Here is a 15863-nt window from a genome sequence, read left to right on the forward strand (position 1 = left end):
GGACCGCCCTCACAGAAAGCACACGACGGTGGAATCCTCCCTCGCCCCACCCCCCGCTGCCCGCCCCCGCAAAGTCGCTCTCGCCTCCCTCGTCGGCACCACCGTGGAGTGGTACGACTTCTTCATCTACGCCACAGCCGCCGCCCTGGTCTTCCGGGAGGTGTTCTTCCCCCAGGGCATGAACCCGGTCGTCGGCAGTGTCGTAGCCTTCGGCACGACCTCCTTCGGCTACGTGGGCCGGCCCATCGGCGCCCTCCTGTTCGGCCACTTCGGCGACCGCGTCGGACGCCGCACCACCCTGGTCATCACCATCCTGACGATGGGCGTCGCCACCTTCGGCATCGGACTGCTCCCCAGCTACGCCACCCTCGGCATCGCCGCCCCGCTGCTCCTGGTCACCCTGCGGCTCGTGCAGGGCATCGCGGTCGGCGGAGAGTGGGGCGGTGCCGCCCTGATGTCCGTCGAGCACGCCCCCGAGCACCGCAAGAGCTTCATGGGCTCCTTCACCCAGGTCGGCTCCGCGGTCGGTGCCCTCCTGTCGTCCCTGATGTTCGCGCTCTCCTCCGGAATCGCGGGCCCCATGGAAGACGGCAGCTGGCGCATCCCGTTCCTCTTCTCGGGCGTCCTCGTCGTCGTCGGACTGCTGATCAGGACCCGCGTCGAGGAGTCCCCGGTCTTCACCGAACTCGCCCGCACCGACGACCTGGCCGTGGCCCCGGTCAAGGAGGCCGTGCTCCGCCACCGCGGCGTCATCCTGCTGGCCGCGGGCGCCATGGTGGTCGCCACCGGCGGCTACTACGTCACCTCGTCCTTCTGGCTGGTCTACGCGACGGGCAGCGGCGGACTACCGGAGACCACCGCGCTCAACGTCCTCAGCGTCGAGGCGGCTTTCGAGATCCTGTGCACCGTCGGCGCCGGCTGGCTCGCCGACCGCCTCGGCACCAGCCGGGTGGTCGTCACCGGCCTCCTCTCGGCCGCCGTGATCGCCCCGGTGTGGTTCCTCGCCGCGCACAGCGGATCCCTGCTGTTCGTCCTGCTCGCCTCGGCCCTCATCGCGATTCCCACCGGACTGCACTACGGCCCCATGGCCCGCCTGCTCGTCGACCTCTTCCCGGGCCGGGTCCGCTACAGCGCCATGTCGATGGCCTACCAGCTCGCCGCGCTGACCGCGGGCACCCTCACCCCGGTCGCGGTATCCCTGCTGTACGGCTCCGGCGGCACCGGACCCGTCACCCTGGTCCTCCTCTACCTCGCCGTGCTCTGTGCCCTGTCCACCTGGTGCGTCCTGGCCCTCGGTCGCCGCACCCACGGCGCCGCGACCGGCAAGCCGGAACCGAGCGGCACCCGGCGCGCACCGGCCACGCCGTGACACCGCCGTCCGGCCCCTCGACCTCATCACCGCACCACGGAACCACCCTCGTTCGAAAGGACCGCAAGGCGATGACAGCCTCGCTGACCGAACCCACCCCCCAGTCCGTCTCCCGTGACCTCGCCGGACTCCTCTTCTTCGGCACCCTGCCCGCCCCCGACGCCGCGGAGGACGCCCTCGCGCCGGGGGAGCGCTGCCGCCTCGAAGTCGAACGCGTGGCGCGACACCTGGCCGGGAGCGACCGGACACCGGACTCCCTGCTCGTCCTCGACGCCGTCTACGACCCCTCGTACGCCGACGCCGGCCTCGTCGAGAAGGCCCTCGCGGACGCCCTCCCCGACGGCGCGCGCCCGTGTCTGACCCTGATCCCGGTCCTGCCCGGCGCGCTCGGCGAACGTGGCCTGGCCCTCCAGGGCGCCTCGGCCGTCGAGCCGGTCACCACCGTCGACACCGCGCGCTTCCCGAGGGCCGCGACGGCCGGGAACCTCGTCGCCGTGGCCGGGCACGCCGTCGACACCGACGACGACATGGTCACCCAGACCTCCACGGTCATGGACCAAGTCGCCGAACGCCTCGCCGAGTACGGCGCCGCCTGGGACGACGCCGTACGCTTCGACGTCTTCTACCGCGCCGAGGGCACCAAGGAGGGCTGGGCGGTCAACGCCCGGGAACGGGCCCGCCGCTTCACCGAACCCGGGCCCGCCACCACCGGCATCCCTGTCGGCCACCTGCCCGGCCGCGCCAAGATCCTGCTGCGCACCCTGGCCGTGCGCGGCGCCCGCCCGCTCGGGCTGCGCGCCGAGTCCTGGCCCGAGGGCCACTGGGACTGGCCGTTCCACCTGCCCTACAAGCACGGCATCGGCGCCGCCGACACCGCGTTCATCGGCGGCCAGGTCTCCCTGGGGCCCAGCGCCGAGGTCCTCGACCCGGACGACCTCGCCACCCAGACCGAGACCAGCATCCGCAACATCGTCAAGGTCGCCGCCGGACTCGACAAGGGCCCCGACTCCGTGCTGCGGCTCATGGCCTTCTACCAGCACCGGGGACCCGAGTCGGCGCGGACCGTCCGAGAGGCCGCCGACCGCGTCCTCGGCGACCACCCCTACGAGCTGAGCCTTATCGGCCTGCCCTACCTGGCCTACGAGCGGATGATCGTCGAGATCGAGGCTGAACTCCGATGACGACGACCGCCTCCCCGCCCGTCCTGGACTGCGCGGGCAGCGGCCTGGAGATCGGCCGGGCCCACGGAGAACAGGCACGGGACGCCGTACGGCAGGCACTGGAGCGCTGGCGGGAACGGACCGCCGGGCCCGCTGGACGATCATCCGCAGCCGCGCTCGTCGGCGCCTCCCCGCTGCTGGACACCGTACGGCGGCTCACCCCCGCGATCGCCGACGAACTGCGCGGAATCGCGGAGGGCGCGGGCGTGCCGTTCGCGGACGTCGTCGCCTACAACTGCATGGACGAACAGTGGTGGATGCAGCGCCACGACCGGCTGCACGGATGCAGTGTCATCGGCGCGTGGACGGCCGCAGGCGGCCACCTCACCCAGAACATGGACCTGCCGCCGTTCATGGACGGCTCCCAGGTGGTGCTGCGAGTGCGGCCGGACGACGGTCCCGCGCAACTCCTGCTCAGCGCGGCGGGACTGGTGGGCCTGACCGGGGTGAACGAACACGGGGTCGCCGTGTGCGTCAACACGCTCGGCATGCTGCGCACCGACCCGCGCGGACTGCCGGTCGCCGCCGTCATCCGCAGCGCGCTCGGCCATCGCACCCGTACGGAGGCGGTGGCGTTCCTGCACCGGGTCCCGCACGCCAGCGGGCAGCACTACGCGGTGGGCGACGGGGACGGCCTCGACTCCCTGGAGTGCTCGGCGGGCGGCACCGTCCAGGTGCCTGCCTCCGTCCCCGGCGGCGTACGCCTCGCGCACACCAACCATCCGCTCACGAGCGGAGACCTGGACCCGGACGCCCTGCGGGAGGTGGACCAGGAGGGCCGGCTGCGCGACTCACGGGCCCGGCTGCGGTTCCTGGCCGACCGGCTGGGGTCCACGACCACCCGCTCCGGCGCCGAGGCCCTGCTCGCCGACGACACCGTGCCCATCCGCATGCCGGGCACGGGTGGCCTCCCGCTGCGGACCTTCGGGACCGTCTCCTACCGGCTGGGCGAACACCCGCACGCCCGCTTCCGGCTCGGCGGCCCGGTCCCCGCAGGCGACGGCGGTCCCTGGCTGGTTCCCGGCTGGCACTTCGCCGACTCACCCGAGGCCGCGGTCCGCTGACCGCGCCGAGCGGCGGGAGTGGGCCACCGCGGCAGTGCGGTGGCCCACTTCCGCACCGTGACCACGCCGTGCGTGAGGGCGACCTGGGAGAGGGGGGTGCCCACGCTCTCGCCGCCCCGCCGAGGAAGCCGCCGGGGCGCGAAGTGCGCGTACTCGTTCCGCGGGATTGAGACCGGGTGCACCGCGTGGGCGCGGTGAGGCGCGTCCTCGTCGGCAGGGCAGGTGGCGACTTCGACGTCCGGCCGGACACAACAGCCTCCGCGCGCTTGCCCCGCACTGCTCGTGGCTCAGCCGCGCAGCCCTCGATACGCCGCCTGCGCCCCGGGGTGCAGGGCGATGCCTCCCATGCCGATCAGGCTGCAGACGTCGAGGAACTGGGTGCCGACGGCGTTGCCGGGGACGAGGGCCGAGGCACGCAGGACCAGCAGGTTGGACATGCCGGTGGTGCCGGCGCCGCCCGCGGTGCGGTAGGCGCCCTGCGGCAGGGAGACCTCCTCCAGGCCGGAGCCGGCCCGGGCGTCACGGTCGCCGAGCCGGGGCAGCAGGTCCGCGAGCGGCGGGAAGCGCAGCCCGGGACTGTCGTCGACGTCGGTCAGGGCGGGCAGCGGGACGCCGCCCGCGACCAGCCGGGAGCCGACCGTCCCGGCCTTGATCGCGTCGGCCGCCTCGGCGAGGGGGAGGTGGAGCACGGAGACGTCGCTGCCGGGGACGAGGCCCGCGGCGTGCAGGATGAGCTCGCCGAGTTCGGCCGCGCCCGATCCGGCCGCACCGAGGGACACGGTGTGAGCGGCCAGGTCGGACACCGTCCGCACGGACGAATCGGCGCGGACGACGAACTGGAGGTAGGTCTCGTACACCCGCCCGATCGCCCGCAGCGGAACCGGGCGCCGGAGCAGGGCGGTGCCCTGGGCGGCGCGCGCGGTGGCGGTGAGGACCAGGGCGAGATCGGCCTCGCCCTCACGCAGCATCTCGATGTTGGCGACGCTGCCCGCGGTGGTGTGCACACGGCAGTGCAGGGGGGATACGCCGGTTCGAGCTCGGCGGCGACGAGGCGGCCGAACACCTCGTAGAACGCCGTGGGCTCCCCGGTCGCGAACCGCAGGACCCCGCTCGGTTCGGGGCGCTGCCGGGAGACGTCCGCCGTGAGCGCCCCGCCGAGCACGGCGACGCCCGCCCCGGCGCGGGCGGCGCGCAGGGCGGTGCGACGCGAGAGGTTCAGCGGGTTGGTCATGCGGTACCGCCGGAGCTCTTCGACACCCGCAGCCGCTCCCTGGGTACGAGCGTCTCGTACGGCCTGGGCAGGCTGTCGAGCGCGGCAGGCCCGCTGATCGTCGCGTCCCTCTCCACCGGCCACGGTTACCGGAGCGTCTTCTGCTTCATCGCCGGTACTTGGCTGTTCGGCGCGATCGTCCTGGCGGTCTTCGGCACCCGGACCCGCTCGGCGCGCCTCGCGGAGGGGGGGAACGGCAGCAGGAGACGGTGCCGGCCTGACCAGGTGCTTCGCGGTCGGGCATCGGGTGAGGCGGCGGCGCGGACGAGGGGTGACACGCCCGTCGTCCGCGCCGCCGCGTCGATGAGTCCGTCGTTGCGCGCCGAGGCTCCCGAACCCCCAGGCGCCGCGCCGCACCTCATGTCAGAGGCTCGGAGAACTCCTGGGAAACCACGGAGAGAGCGGTCCGAGCGGGCGGATCGCGGGCCTGTCGGCCACGGCCGCGACGGCGGTCGGTGACCGAACCTCGACCAGGCCCGGCCTGGCCGGACTGGGGTGGACGGGGCTTTGGTCCTGCGCGGCGTGCGTGCCGCTCCCGGTCAGGCCGCGGGAGCGGTCAGGACGGTCTCGGCGGCCAGCCGGAGACCCCTGATCATCGGATTCGGGTCACCCTTGCGGCTGACCAGGACGACCTGGCTGGGAGGGGCGTCCTCGATCGGGACGGTGACGAGGTCGGGGCGCAGTGAGCTACGCCGGTCCCCGACCGGCAGTACGGCGATCGCCCTGCCGCTCGCAACGAGTTCGAGCTTGTCCTCATAACTCTCGATCGGCGGCACGTCGGCCCCGAGGAGCCGGTAGGAAGTCCAGTCCGCGGTCTCGAACGCGCACGGCGCCGACTCCTGGTCGGCCAGTTCTCCGGCGGTCACCGACACACGGTCGGCGAAGGCGTGGCCACGCGGAACCGCGAGCATCCGCGGCTCCTCGTACAGCGGGGTGGTGACCACGTCGTCGGCCGGCGGCAGCGGGGCCCGTGCGATCAGCGCGTCGACGCGCTCGTCTGACAGCGCCCCGACGTCGCGGCAGCTCAGGTGCCGCGTGGTGATCTCGGCGTCCGGGTGGCGCCGGCGCAGTTCCCGTACGGCGGCAGTGATCACCAGGTCTTCGACGTAGCCGATGGTGATGCGCTCGGTCCGCGCGTGTTCGCGGACGGCGAGTTCGGCTTGGCGGGCCGCATGCAGCAAGGCGTGGGCCCGGGGGAGGAACGTCTGGCCGGCCGCGGTGAGCCGAGCGCCCTGGGGCGTGCGGTCGAACAGGGGGGTGCCGAGACGTCTTTCGAGCCGTTGGATCTGGCGGCTCAGCGCCGGCTGGGCCACATGCAGTTCGGCGGCGGCCCGGCCGAAGTGCTGGTGTGCCGCGACCACGGTGAAGTAGCGCACCAGCCGCAGTTCCAGGTCCTGCCCGAGATCGTTCATCCGTGCAGCGTACGCGCCATGCCGTTTCGGAATGATCAGGTTGCCGAACCGGTCTTGGACGGCCGCGGCGTACCGGGACTTGACTGAGGGAGCCATGTTTCCCCCAGGAAAGCGACAGGCGCGATGAAGGCGATCCAGATCCACGAAGCGGGCGGCCCGGACGTTCTGCGATACGACGAGGTGCCGGTTCCCGGGATCGGTCCGGGCGAGGTCCTCGTGCAGGTGCGCGCGGTGGGGATCAACCCGCCGGACTGGTACCTGCGGGAGGGGATGAAGGTCTTGCCGGCCGAGATGAGGCCGACGCTGGAGTTCCCCCTGACCCCCGGAACGGACATGTCGGGCGTGGTGCGGGCCGTCGCTCCGGACGTGCGGGGGTTCGCCGTCGGCGACGAGGTCTTCGGCATGCTGAGGTTCCCCGGATTCGACGGCCGGACGTACGCCGAGTACGTGGCCGCCCCGGCCGCGGATCTGGCGCGCAAGCCGGCCGGCATCGACCACGTGCAGGCGGCCGGGGCGCCGATGGCTGTGCTGACGGCCTGGCAGTACCTGGTTGATCTCGGCCATGACGTTCCGTCTCCGTTCACCGGCCGGGTGCACCGGCCGGTGCCGATCACGCCAGGCATGACGGTGCTGGTGAACGGGGCGGCCGGCGGAGTGGGCCACTTCGCGGTGCAGCTGGCGAAGTGGAAGGGTGCGTACGTCATCGCGGTGGCCTCGGGCCGGCACGAGCAGTTCCTGCGCAGCATCGGCGCCGATGAGTTCATCGACTACACGGCAACGCGGGCCGCGGACGTGGTCAGTGATGTGGACCTGGTGATCGACACCGTCGGCGGCCCGGACAGCTCACGTTTCCTGACCGTGCTCAAGCGCGGCGGCACCATGCTTCCCGTGTTCTTCGCCGAGTACGACCCGGAAGAGACGGCGCGTCTGGGCATCACCGTCTCCACCATCCAGGTGCGGTCCCACGGTCCCCAGCTCGCCGAGATCGGGCGCCTGTTCGGCGAGGGCGCGCTCCGGACCGGGGTGGACAGCACTTATCGGCTGTCCGAAGCGGGCATGGCACACGCACGAGCAGCTCAGGGCCACATCCAGGGCAAGATCGTACTAAAGGTGGAACCGTGATCGCCGGACTCCGGCAGGCGGTGGTGGTGCCGGTGATGTCGTGCTCACTGCCGGCGGCGACGGCCTTGCCGTGGGACATCAGGACGAGGCGGTCGCGCTGCTGGGCATCCCGCATGGAGTGCGTGGTGACCAGGACACCGACGCCTCGGTCGGCCTGATCGTGGAGGGTGTCCCACAGCCGGGCACGGGGCAGGGGCTCGACGCCGAAGGCGAAGGAGAAGTTCTCGGTGACGGTCAGCGTGGGCCACCGGCCCAGGCCCGGGTCTCGCGCGTGCCGTACCCCCGCTCCACCTGGAATCGCGCGATCAAGGCGTGACCTGCTGCACGGCCGGGGCACGTGCCCCGGGTCGGGGCCGTCCGACCGGCCCCGACCCACGGGGTGCCCCCTCACGGCCCGCGTCAGGGATACCGGGTCACCCGTCCCGTCCCGAAGCCCACTATGACGGCGCCGTTCCGCTGCACGACCAGCGAGATGAAGGACGAGTCGGGCAGGGGGAGCCGGCGCAGTGTTCCGTCGGGCTTGATCACGGTGACGCGTTCCATGCCCTGGACGGCGAGCCAGCGTCCGTTCCCGGACAACTGGGCCGTCTGGTCGGACAGCAGCAGCCGGCGCCCGGCGGGGGAGCCCGGCCGGGGGTTCACCACCTGGAGGACGTGGTCCACACCCGAGCGCACCCACACCTGCCCGCCCCGGGAGGTCAACTGGAGCGGGCTGCGCGGAGCTTCGAGGCGAGCCAACGGGCGCAGGCCCTCGACCGCCAGCTCGACCACGCGGTCGCTCCCGGCGAGGCTGACGAAGACGTGTCCGCCGTCGGCGGTGATGCCGTACGGAGATCCTGCCAGCGCCCGGCGCGCGACGAGCCGACCCGCCCTCGCCGACAAGGAGTCGACCCGGCCGGCCGCCGGTGACGTCACCACCACCCTGTCGTTGACGAGCGCGAGTGCGCGTGCGCCGCCACCCGCCGACTGTCTCCACACGGTGCGGCCGGTGCGCAGATCGACGCGGCCCACGTGCCCCGAAAGCGTCGAGACGTAGTACGCCGCGGTGTCCCGTACGACCAGGTCGTCCACGAAGTCGTCGAACCTGGCGACGACGCGGTCACTGGGGTCGTCGAAGTCCAGACGCACCAGCGCGCGGCCACCCAGCACGGCGTAGGTCGCGTCCGAGGCCTGGTCCTGGACGACGCTCGTCACCGCGGCGCCGTACTGCACGGTCTGAGAGTCGCTGAAGGCGTCGCCGAGGACCGTGGTGATCGTTGCTGTCATCACGCCGAGGACCAGCCAGGGCAACAACCACTTCCGGCGCCACCACAGACGGTAGACGGGCGCCTCACCGGGCCGGTGGATCTTCACCTCGGGCATCCTGCGCCCGCTGCGGTCGGCGGGCCGGACGGTGCCGGCCGAAGGGGCGTGCGCAGAGGCGACGTAGGCCTCGACCGTCTGCCGTACGTCGGCCGAGTGGGCGCGTTCCGGCCCCGTGACGGCCAGCGCGGCGATCTCCACCGCTGCTTCGTAGGCGACGTCACTGGGTGCTCGCCCCACGATCACCACGGGGGTGCCGAAGGGAAGGGTCACGGCCAGCACCTCCGTGCCGGGGCGCGCGCGGCCCAGTACCGACCAGTCGATGCGCAGAGCGTGGGCGAGCACCGCGAGCCGCAGCCGCTGCTCACGGCGGCCGGTGGGTGGAAGCACGAAGATCGTGCGTCCGAGAGCGCCGGCTCGACGGATCTCCGCGATCTCCCACAGCAGCGACTGGGACCGACCGACCGTGACACAGATGAGCTGGGAGCGGGCGATCAGTTCGCGTACCCCGTCCTGCCAGTCGTCCATGGAGAAACTGCGCCGCGCGGCGCCCAGGGGAGGAGGCAGTTTCTCGCCCACCTGACTGAGTGTCTCCACCGGGCCGTGCACGGAGAGCGCGGAAGCCGCGACCTCCTCGAAGCGCTCGAAGCGGCGCATGCAGAGCCGTTCGACGATCGAGGCGCGATCCAGCCGTCGGGCCCTGAGCACGCGCCGGTCGTCGGCGAAGGAACGCAGCATCAGGGTGGGCGGGCGCCGGTCCTGCTCGGCCTGCTGACGCAGAGCCCGCATGCCCAGCCGCCGTGTCACGGTGAACGGCAGCAGGGCGAGCAGTACCACGAACACGCCCGCGACCCGGACGACGGTTCCGAAGCCCGTCGCGACGTAGTCGGACGACGCGGGGCTGGTGCCCATGGCCTGGAGGCCCGACCCCAGGACCACCATCAGGAGGCCGATCAGGGCCACCGCCACCGTGGCGGCCAGGCCGAACAACGCCAGGACCTGCCCCCATCCCCGGAAGACGGCCGGTCGCCACCGGCCGGAATGCCGTCTGCGCAGCAGCCGTTCGACGATCAGGACGCACGCCACGGCACCCAGTGCGACGGTCACCGTCGCCCAGACGCCCAGCGAGAGCTGCTCCGTGAGGCGCATCGTCCAGGCGTACACGCAGAACCTGACGACGACCGCCGCCGTGCTGCGCGCCAGGCGCAGGTTCACCAGCCGGTCCACACGGAAGACCCCGTCCGAGCGCGGTCGGGAGAAGACGGAGCGCAGCCGACGCCAGATCGCGGGGTCGAGGACCAGGATCAGCGCACCCAGTGCCAGGGGCAGGCCCAGCGCAGTGCTCATGGCCTGGGCGTTGAGCGCCGTGTGCGTGGTGCTCTCGCGCCACGGCCTCGACGGAAGGTCCGGCAGCGCCGTGATCCGCGGCCGTTGCGACCGGACCAGCTCGGTGATCAGCTGCCGCGTGGCCTGTGCGGCCGAACTCCCGTCGGATCGGGCGAAGACGGTCACCGCGGTGCGTCCTTCGACGAGGACCGCGCAGGCGGAGGCGTAGTGGTCCTCGGTCTTGGTGAATCCCGCCCGGTCGGCCCCCGGTGTGCTGAAGGACGTCGACGGGGAGCAGGAGTCGGCCGTCTGGGCCTGTGCGAAGTCGGACCGGATCATCTCAAGGGCTCTCACCCCGACGGCGGTTCTGGCGTCCGCGGTCTCCCAGGTGCGCTGCCAGGCGCCCACGACCGTCATGTCGCGCAGATCGGCCCGCAGCCTGCCGGTCCCGATGAACAGGCCGATGTCGGGTGGCCCGTCCTGCTTGCTCAGCCAGACGTCGCCCGGACGCAGGGGGAGATCCGCGTCCGTGAGGAGCCGCTGCGCGACGGCGGGTGTGGTGTATGGCGGAACGACGGTCTTCACCGGCGGCGGAGCCCAAGTGCGATTCCACAAGACCGCGGTGGCGGCCAGAAACAGACACAGCAGTGTCAGGGCTCTCCAACCCGCTCTGCGCAGCCGATACCGTCGCATGCCGCCCCCGATCGGATCCGGATCATTCGCACCATTCGCTGTCGAAGCGACTGTGGCAGGCGTGTCCCCGGCGGGAGGCCGGATCGGGCAAACCGGAGACGCCGTGTGCGACGGTTCGTACACGCGGCCGGATCGTGGAACGTCTGGACGGCATCGGACGGCATCGGACGGCATCGGACGGCATTGGATGGCGCTGCGGAGAGTGGCGAGCCGGCAGTAAACTGATCGCGTCGAGCGCGCGCTTGACGACCCGTCAGAGTGTGACTGCCCCTCAGGGAGGCCGTTGATGGCCCAGAGGCCGACCGTGGCCCAGGAAGACCATGCGGAGACGCCCCAGGAGGATCTCCGGCCCAGCCTTTCCGGATCCGGCGGAAGCCGGGGACACAAGACTACGAAGCAGCCGGGGCGGACCCCGGCGCCGCCGCCCCCTCCCCCGCCCTCGCCTGCTCCGGGGCAGGGGGGTAGCTGACGAACATCGAAACGATCCGCCGCGCCGAGACGCACACGGAGCCCCAGGGGAAGTCCAGCGTCTCCACCGCGCCGGGCGCCCGGTACTTCAACGGTTCGACCAACACCAGGTCCCGGTCCGGCAGGTCGTCGGAACTCACATTGAACGACGCGAGGTGGCCCTCGACATAGGAACCGTCCTCCAGGACGCAGCCCACGCGAGGGTTTTCTCCCGGGTACCACTTCTCGAACATCACCCACCACGCCGACATCGCCGAGGAATGCGGCACACCGGCCGTCAACAGCGCCACCACGGCCGCGAGGGCGCAGGCGGCGGACAGCAGACCGCCTGCCCACCACAGGAGTTCGGCGTAGTGCAGCTGCGCGTAGGGTGAGCCCTCCCGCACCAGCCGTCCGACATCCGGTGTGTGACGGGGCATCAGCCCACGCACCGCCGCGAAGACCACGAGCACGGCGAGCTCGGTGACCACGCTGCCGAAGACCACCGTGCCGGTCTCCCGGAACGGTGTGGGGCGGCGCTCGCTGCCTTGGCGTTCACGGACGAGGACGAACGTGAGGCCCGGCAGCAGGAGGACGACGAGGAGAACGAGACCCGTGATGGTCGTCGGCATGACAGATCCAGATGGCGGGGGAGGGGTGGGCGGGAAGGTCACGGTACCTTGCCGGCCCGGCCCGCCACCGGGGCTCACGGGGCAGCGCCGGTCGTCAGCGGGCGCTCACCGTGATGCCTTTGAGCGCTGTTGGGGCGAATGCCGATCCGGATCGGTGCAACCGCTAGTACCGTGAGTGGCCGGATCTTCGGTGACGGCGTGCATACACAACGTGATCACCGTCGTGTCCGCGGGCAGCGGGTGTCATATCAACCGGCCCGGAACATCCGCCGCTTCGTAGATCCGCTGGGGGAGTGCCATGCGCAAGGCGTTGATCGTCGGCATCGACCATTACGACCACCTGGACCGGCTCACAGGGTGTGTCAACGACGCCTTCGCGGTCCGAGGGGCCCTCGAACGCAACTCGGACGGGACGCTGAACTTCCCCTCCCCCGCGGTCCTGGCGGGCACCAGCGCCGACCAGCACGTTCTCAAAAGGGACTTGAAGGAGGCCGTGAGGAAACTGTTCGCGGACGACGCGGACATCGCCCTGTTCTACTTCGCGGGGCACGGATACATCGAGGACACCGGCGGGTTCCTGTGCGCCGGCGACTCCGAGACCGGTGACGACGGCCTGGCCCTGTCCGACCTCATGCAGATGGCGAACCGGTCCCGTGCCCGCAACAAGGTGATCGTGCTGGACAGTTGCCACAGCGGGGCCGCCGGGAACAGCGCAACGGCCGGGGGTATCGCCGAGATCTCGGACGGGGTCACCATCCTGACCGCCTCGACCGCGGACCAGGAGTCCTACGAGACGCCCGACGGCGGCGCGGGCGTTTTCACGAGCCTGTTCGTCGACGCGTTGAACGGCGCGGCGGCCAATCTCGTCGGCGACATCACGCCCGGCAGTGTCTACGCCCATATCGACCAGTCCCTCGGGCCGTGGGCGCAGAGGCCGGTGTTCAAGACGAACGTCAAGACCTTCGTGTCGTTGCGCAGGGCCGAGCCGCCAATCGCGCTGGCGGATCTCCAGGCCCTCACCAGGCACTTCCCCGCACCGGACGGCAGGTTCCCGCTGGACCCCTCGTACGAGCCGGAGCGTTCCGCGGGCGAGGAGAACGACACCTCGATCCTTCCGCCCGACCCCGCCCACACAGCCGCGTTCGCCGTGCTGCAGCGATACGTGAAGGTCAACCTCGTACGGCCGGTGGACGCCCCGCACATGTGGCATGCCGCGATGCAGAGCACGTCCTGCGAGTTGACCGTACTCGGACAGCATTACTGGGCCCTCGTGCACAAAGGGCTGATCTAATGCCGATACATTCCGAAGTCTCACCGGAGGTGCACGGTATGGACCAGCTGATGGAGGAACTGGCCGACGTCGAACACGAGCGGTGGTCGCACTGGCAGCGCTACGTGCACTCGCGGTGCGTGCGTCACAGCGACGGATCGCTGACCATCCCCGCCGAACTGGTCCAGCGGTGGGAATCGCAGATGGCCACGCCGTACGCCGAGCTGTCGGAATCGGAGAAGGAAAGCGACCGGGAACAGGTCCGCCGCTATCTTCCCCTCCTCGTCCGGGCGTTCGGACCCGGCGCCTGACCACGGTCGCCGGGTCGGCCGATCCGACCTCGGCGGCGGCTCGCGCGATGCTCATGTGACGCGCTGACGGTCCGCGCGGGTGAGCGCTTCCCGGGCCTCACCCCAGGCCGTCGCGTAGGTGAACTCCGTGCGTCTGCGCGCCCCCCACGCCTGCCATTCGGTTCCCCCCGTATTGAGCAGGACCAGCGCGCCGGTCACGTCGTCCCTGTGCTGACGCAGCCCTTCGAAGCGCGAGGGCTGCTGGGGCGAGGTGCCTTGGACGGTGAGGGCGGCGTCGATGAACGCGTGCCACCGTCTCGTCAACTCCCCCTGTGCCAGCGGCGAGAGGACGAGGGCGACGGGAACCGACGGATGCCTGCCGAGGATCTCCAGCTCCTGTGAGAGGCCCTCGTTGAGCGTCTCGGGGGTGGCGCCCACCACCACGAGCCGCGATTCCAGCGCCTTGGCCTCGATCTCCGACTGCCAGTCGTGTCCCAGCCGCATCCTGGCCGCGCCGATGTCGGATCTCTTCCTGGTGTCCGCCGGGTGGGAAGCAGCGATCACCGGTCCCAGCGCCCACACATGACGGACCGTGATCTCCTCGAAGGGCTGTCTCCAGGCGAAGAAGCTGGCGCGTTCCAGCACACTGGTCCGGGCGATGGCGCTCGACGGCATCGTGGCGGAGTCGTCGGTGAAGCTGCGCAGATAGAGCACCGGCGGCTCGGCGCTGTCCTGCTGGGCGGCTTCGGCGCTCTTCAACGCATAGGAGCGCCCCAGCCTGCGGAGCAGCACTCCGCCGACCATGAGCAGCCCGGACAGCACGATCACCGCATTGCTCGCCCCCACGCCGACCACGGCCAGCACCAGGAAGGCCATCAGGTGGCCGAAGGACTGAACTTGCAGATAGCGGGCGGTGGGCAGACCGCCGTCCATCAGCGGAGAGTTGCCGATCCCGGATAACTGGGCGACATAGAAGACGAAGAACAGGGCGATACCGGCCGCGTAGAGCAGGAGGCTCGCCACGCTGCAACCGCGCACGATCCAGGCGCGCCCGCCCCGCACATCCCAGCGACCCCGCACCGGACGCGGCTGCCACGCCCGCTTCACCAGGCGGCTTCGGCCGGGGACGAGCCAGCCCCCGACGAAGGCGACGGTCAGCATGACGACCGGCTCCATGGTCAGGTTGCGAGTCGTGACGAGGATGAACAGCACCAGGAAACCGAAGACGCGGAACGCCGCCCTGATGCGGACCAGCGCGCCGAGTTTGAGCGCCGCGCCGGACACGTTCCGCCAGGCCGGGTCCTTGCGCCGCACCCGGTAGGGCCGCCAGACGTGCCAGGTGCGGAACAACCGCCAGGGCAGGATGTAGAGGACGTACCCCAGCGCGGGCATCGTCAGCAGGGCCGCCATGCCGTGCGAGTAGTCGGGTTCTTTCAGTACGGCCCTCTCACCCGGGACGAGAGCGGTCTGCCGGGAGGCCATCGCGGTGACACGTTCGGTGAGCGCTCCGAGGCGCCCCTGCGCCGACGTCCGCAGGGACACCCGTACCGCCCGACTGCCCTGGGCGAACAGCGCCTTCTGGCTTCGTGCGCCGCTGACGTAGCGCACCTGGGGAGCGAGCCAGACGCCGGGCAGCGCGCGCAGGTTCGTGGAGTGCTGGAAGAAGTCCGGGTCGAAGGTGTCGAACCACACGAGGGTGGCCGCGTCCCTGTTGCCCGGGCAGCTCCACACCACCGCCTGCGCTTCGTCGCCGCCTGGGGTACGCCACGTGCGCTGCCAGCCCTCGCACACGGCCATCAGCCACTTCGTCTGCGTCGTTCCCTGCCATGGCCCGTCGGAGACCAGCCGCTGCGAGGACCCCAGCCCGGGGTCCGTGATGACCAGGGCGGCGAGAGACGAGGCGGCGTCACGTGCCACGGGGTCCGGGATCGCGGCCCGGGAACGGGATGGTCCGGCGGCATCGGCCAGGAGGAGCAGCATCACGAGTACGGGCAGCAGCACTTGTGTCGGCAGGCCGAAAGCTCGCCAGGAGCGCGGCGGGGTCCCGCGTGGCTCATGTGCTGTGTGCCGGGTCGGATGTGTCGTGGGGTGGGGACGCACCGTTCGCGCTCTTGCCTTCGCAGTGGACGACCGTAGGGGTGGGCTGAAGCGCACTCCCCTTGTGGGCACCGACGTTAGGCCCGGGCACGCGCCAAGCAGGGGCTTTGTCCCGGATCTCTGTCTGCCCTTGGGAAGAAGTACGTCAATGGGACGACATGCGGGCGGACACCGGAGCGAGCCGGGCCGCGGCTTGTCGTGAGCACCGTCCGTAAGGCAGCTACGGACTGGGCCTGCTCTTCGCCACGCAGGCCAGCGTCCTTGATGACCCGCAGCCTCGCAGCCTCGCAGACCCGATGCCCCGCAGACCCGCAGATCGTTCCTCCCCTGCCTGTGGGGCGGCCGGGAG

Annotated in this window: 12 protein-coding genes and 1 pseudogene; 8 read left to right on the forward strand and 5 right to left on the reverse strand. The window is 71.3% G+C overall.

Annotated features, from left to right (window positions below; translation table 11 throughout):
* The first annotated feature begins 28 nt into the window (after positions 1 to 28).
* From ACIPSE_RS43115 to ACIPSE_RS43125, 3 genes are all read left to right on the forward strand, one after another.
* Positions 29 to 1369: an MFS transporter gene (locus ACIPSE_RS43115; protein WP_401674678.1), complete on the forward strand. Its 1341-nt coding sequence runs from the start codon at positions 29 to 31 to the stop codon at positions 1367 to 1369.
* Between the two features lie 71 nt (positions 1370 to 1440).
* A complete protein-coding gene (locus tag ACIPSE_RS43120) occupies positions 1441 to 2550 on the forward strand; it encodes a RidA family protein (RefSeq protein WP_401674681.1) in 1110 nt (369 codons plus the stop codon).
* Entirely contained in the window at positions 2547 to 3653 is a 1107-nt protein-coding gene (locus ACIPSE_RS43125) for a C45 family autoproteolytic acyltransferase/hydolase (protein WP_401674684.1), read from the forward strand. The genes ACIPSE_RS43120 and ACIPSE_RS43125 overlap by 4 nt, the downstream gene beginning before the upstream one ends.
* Before the next feature lie 287 nt (positions 3654 to 3940).
* Here the strand turns inward: ACIPSE_RS43125 and ACIPSE_RS43130 are convergent, their stop codons facing one another.
* Positions 3941 to 4657 (reverse strand): TAXI family TRAP transporter solute-binding subunit, encoded by a 717-nt coding sequence (locus ACIPSE_RS43130; RefSeq protein ID WP_401674687.1) that lies wholly within the window; start codon positions 4655 to 4657, stop codon positions 3941 to 3943.
* A gap of 227 nt (positions 4658 to 4884) precedes the next feature.
* On the opposite strand from ACIPSE_RS43130, the pseudogene ACIPSE_RS43135 reads away from it, so the two are divergent.
* Positions 4885 to 5144 (forward strand): annotated as a pseudogene (locus ACIPSE_RS43135) (MFS transporter); the annotation flags it as partial.
* Between the two features lie 318 nt (positions 5145 to 5462).
* On the opposite strand, the gene ACIPSE_RS43140 reads toward ACIPSE_RS43135, so the two are convergent.
* Positions 5463 to 6335, reverse strand: a complete 873-nt coding sequence (locus tag ACIPSE_RS43140; RefSeq protein WP_401674690.1) for a LysR family transcriptional regulator — start codon at positions 6333 to 6335, stop codon at positions 5463 to 5465.
* Between the two features lie 123 nt (positions 6336 to 6458).
* Between ACIPSE_RS43140 and ACIPSE_RS43145 the strand changes: the two genes are divergently transcribed.
* Positions 6459 to 7457: an NADP-dependent oxidoreductase gene (locus ACIPSE_RS43145; protein ID WP_401674693.1), complete on the forward strand. Its 999-nt coding sequence runs from the start codon at positions 6459 to 6461 to the stop codon at positions 7455 to 7457.
* Between the two features lie 40 nt (positions 7458 to 7497).
* A complete protein-coding gene (locus ACIPSE_RS43150) occupies positions 7498 to 7773 on the forward strand; it encodes a hypothetical protein (protein WP_401674696.1) in 276 nt (91 codons plus the stop codon).
* Positions 7774 to 7856: 83 nt separating this feature from the next.
* Here ACIPSE_RS43150 and ACIPSE_RS43155 read toward each other — a convergent pair whose 3' ends face one another.
* Positions 7857 to 10670, reverse strand: coding sequence for a PQQ-binding-like beta-propeller repeat protein (locus tag ACIPSE_RS43155; protein WP_401674698.1), 2814 nt, complete (start codon positions 10668 to 10670; stop codon positions 7857 to 7859).
* A gap of 497 nt (positions 10671 to 11167) precedes the next feature.
* A complete protein-coding gene (locus ACIPSE_RS43160) occupies positions 11168 to 11857 on the reverse strand; it encodes a DUF6338 family protein (protein ID WP_401674701.1) in 690 nt (229 codons plus the stop codon).
* Between the two features lie 298 nt (positions 11858 to 12155).
* On the opposite strand from ACIPSE_RS43160, the gene ACIPSE_RS43165 reads away from it, so the two are divergent.
* Together ACIPSE_RS43165 and ACIPSE_RS43170 are read left to right on the forward strand one after the other, a co-directional pair.
* Positions 12156 to 13148 (forward strand): caspase domain-containing protein, encoded by a 993-nt coding sequence (locus tag ACIPSE_RS43165; RefSeq protein ID WP_401674704.1) that lies wholly within the window; start codon positions 12156 to 12158, stop codon positions 13146 to 13148.
* Between the two features lie 38 nt (positions 13149 to 13186).
* On the forward strand, positions 13187 to 13438 hold the full coding sequence (locus ACIPSE_RS43170) for a hypothetical protein (protein WP_401674706.1): 252 nt from the start codon (positions 13187 to 13189) through the stop codon (positions 13436 to 13438).
* A 51-nt stretch (positions 13439 to 13489) separates the two neighbouring features.
* On the opposite strand, the gene ACIPSE_RS43175 is transcribed toward ACIPSE_RS43170, so the two are convergent.
* The gene (locus tag ACIPSE_RS43175; RefSeq protein ID WP_401674709.1) at positions 13490 to 15334 is read right to left on the reverse strand and encodes a hypothetical protein; all 1845 of its coding nucleotides are present in this window, start codon (positions 15332 to 15334) and stop codon (positions 13490 to 13492) included.
* Positions 15335 to 15863 lie beyond the last annotated feature (529 nt).

Source organism: Streptomyces sp. NPDC090106 (assembly GCF_044747265.1).
GTDB lineage: Bacteria > Actinomycetota > Actinomycetes > Streptomycetales > Streptomycetaceae > Streptomyces.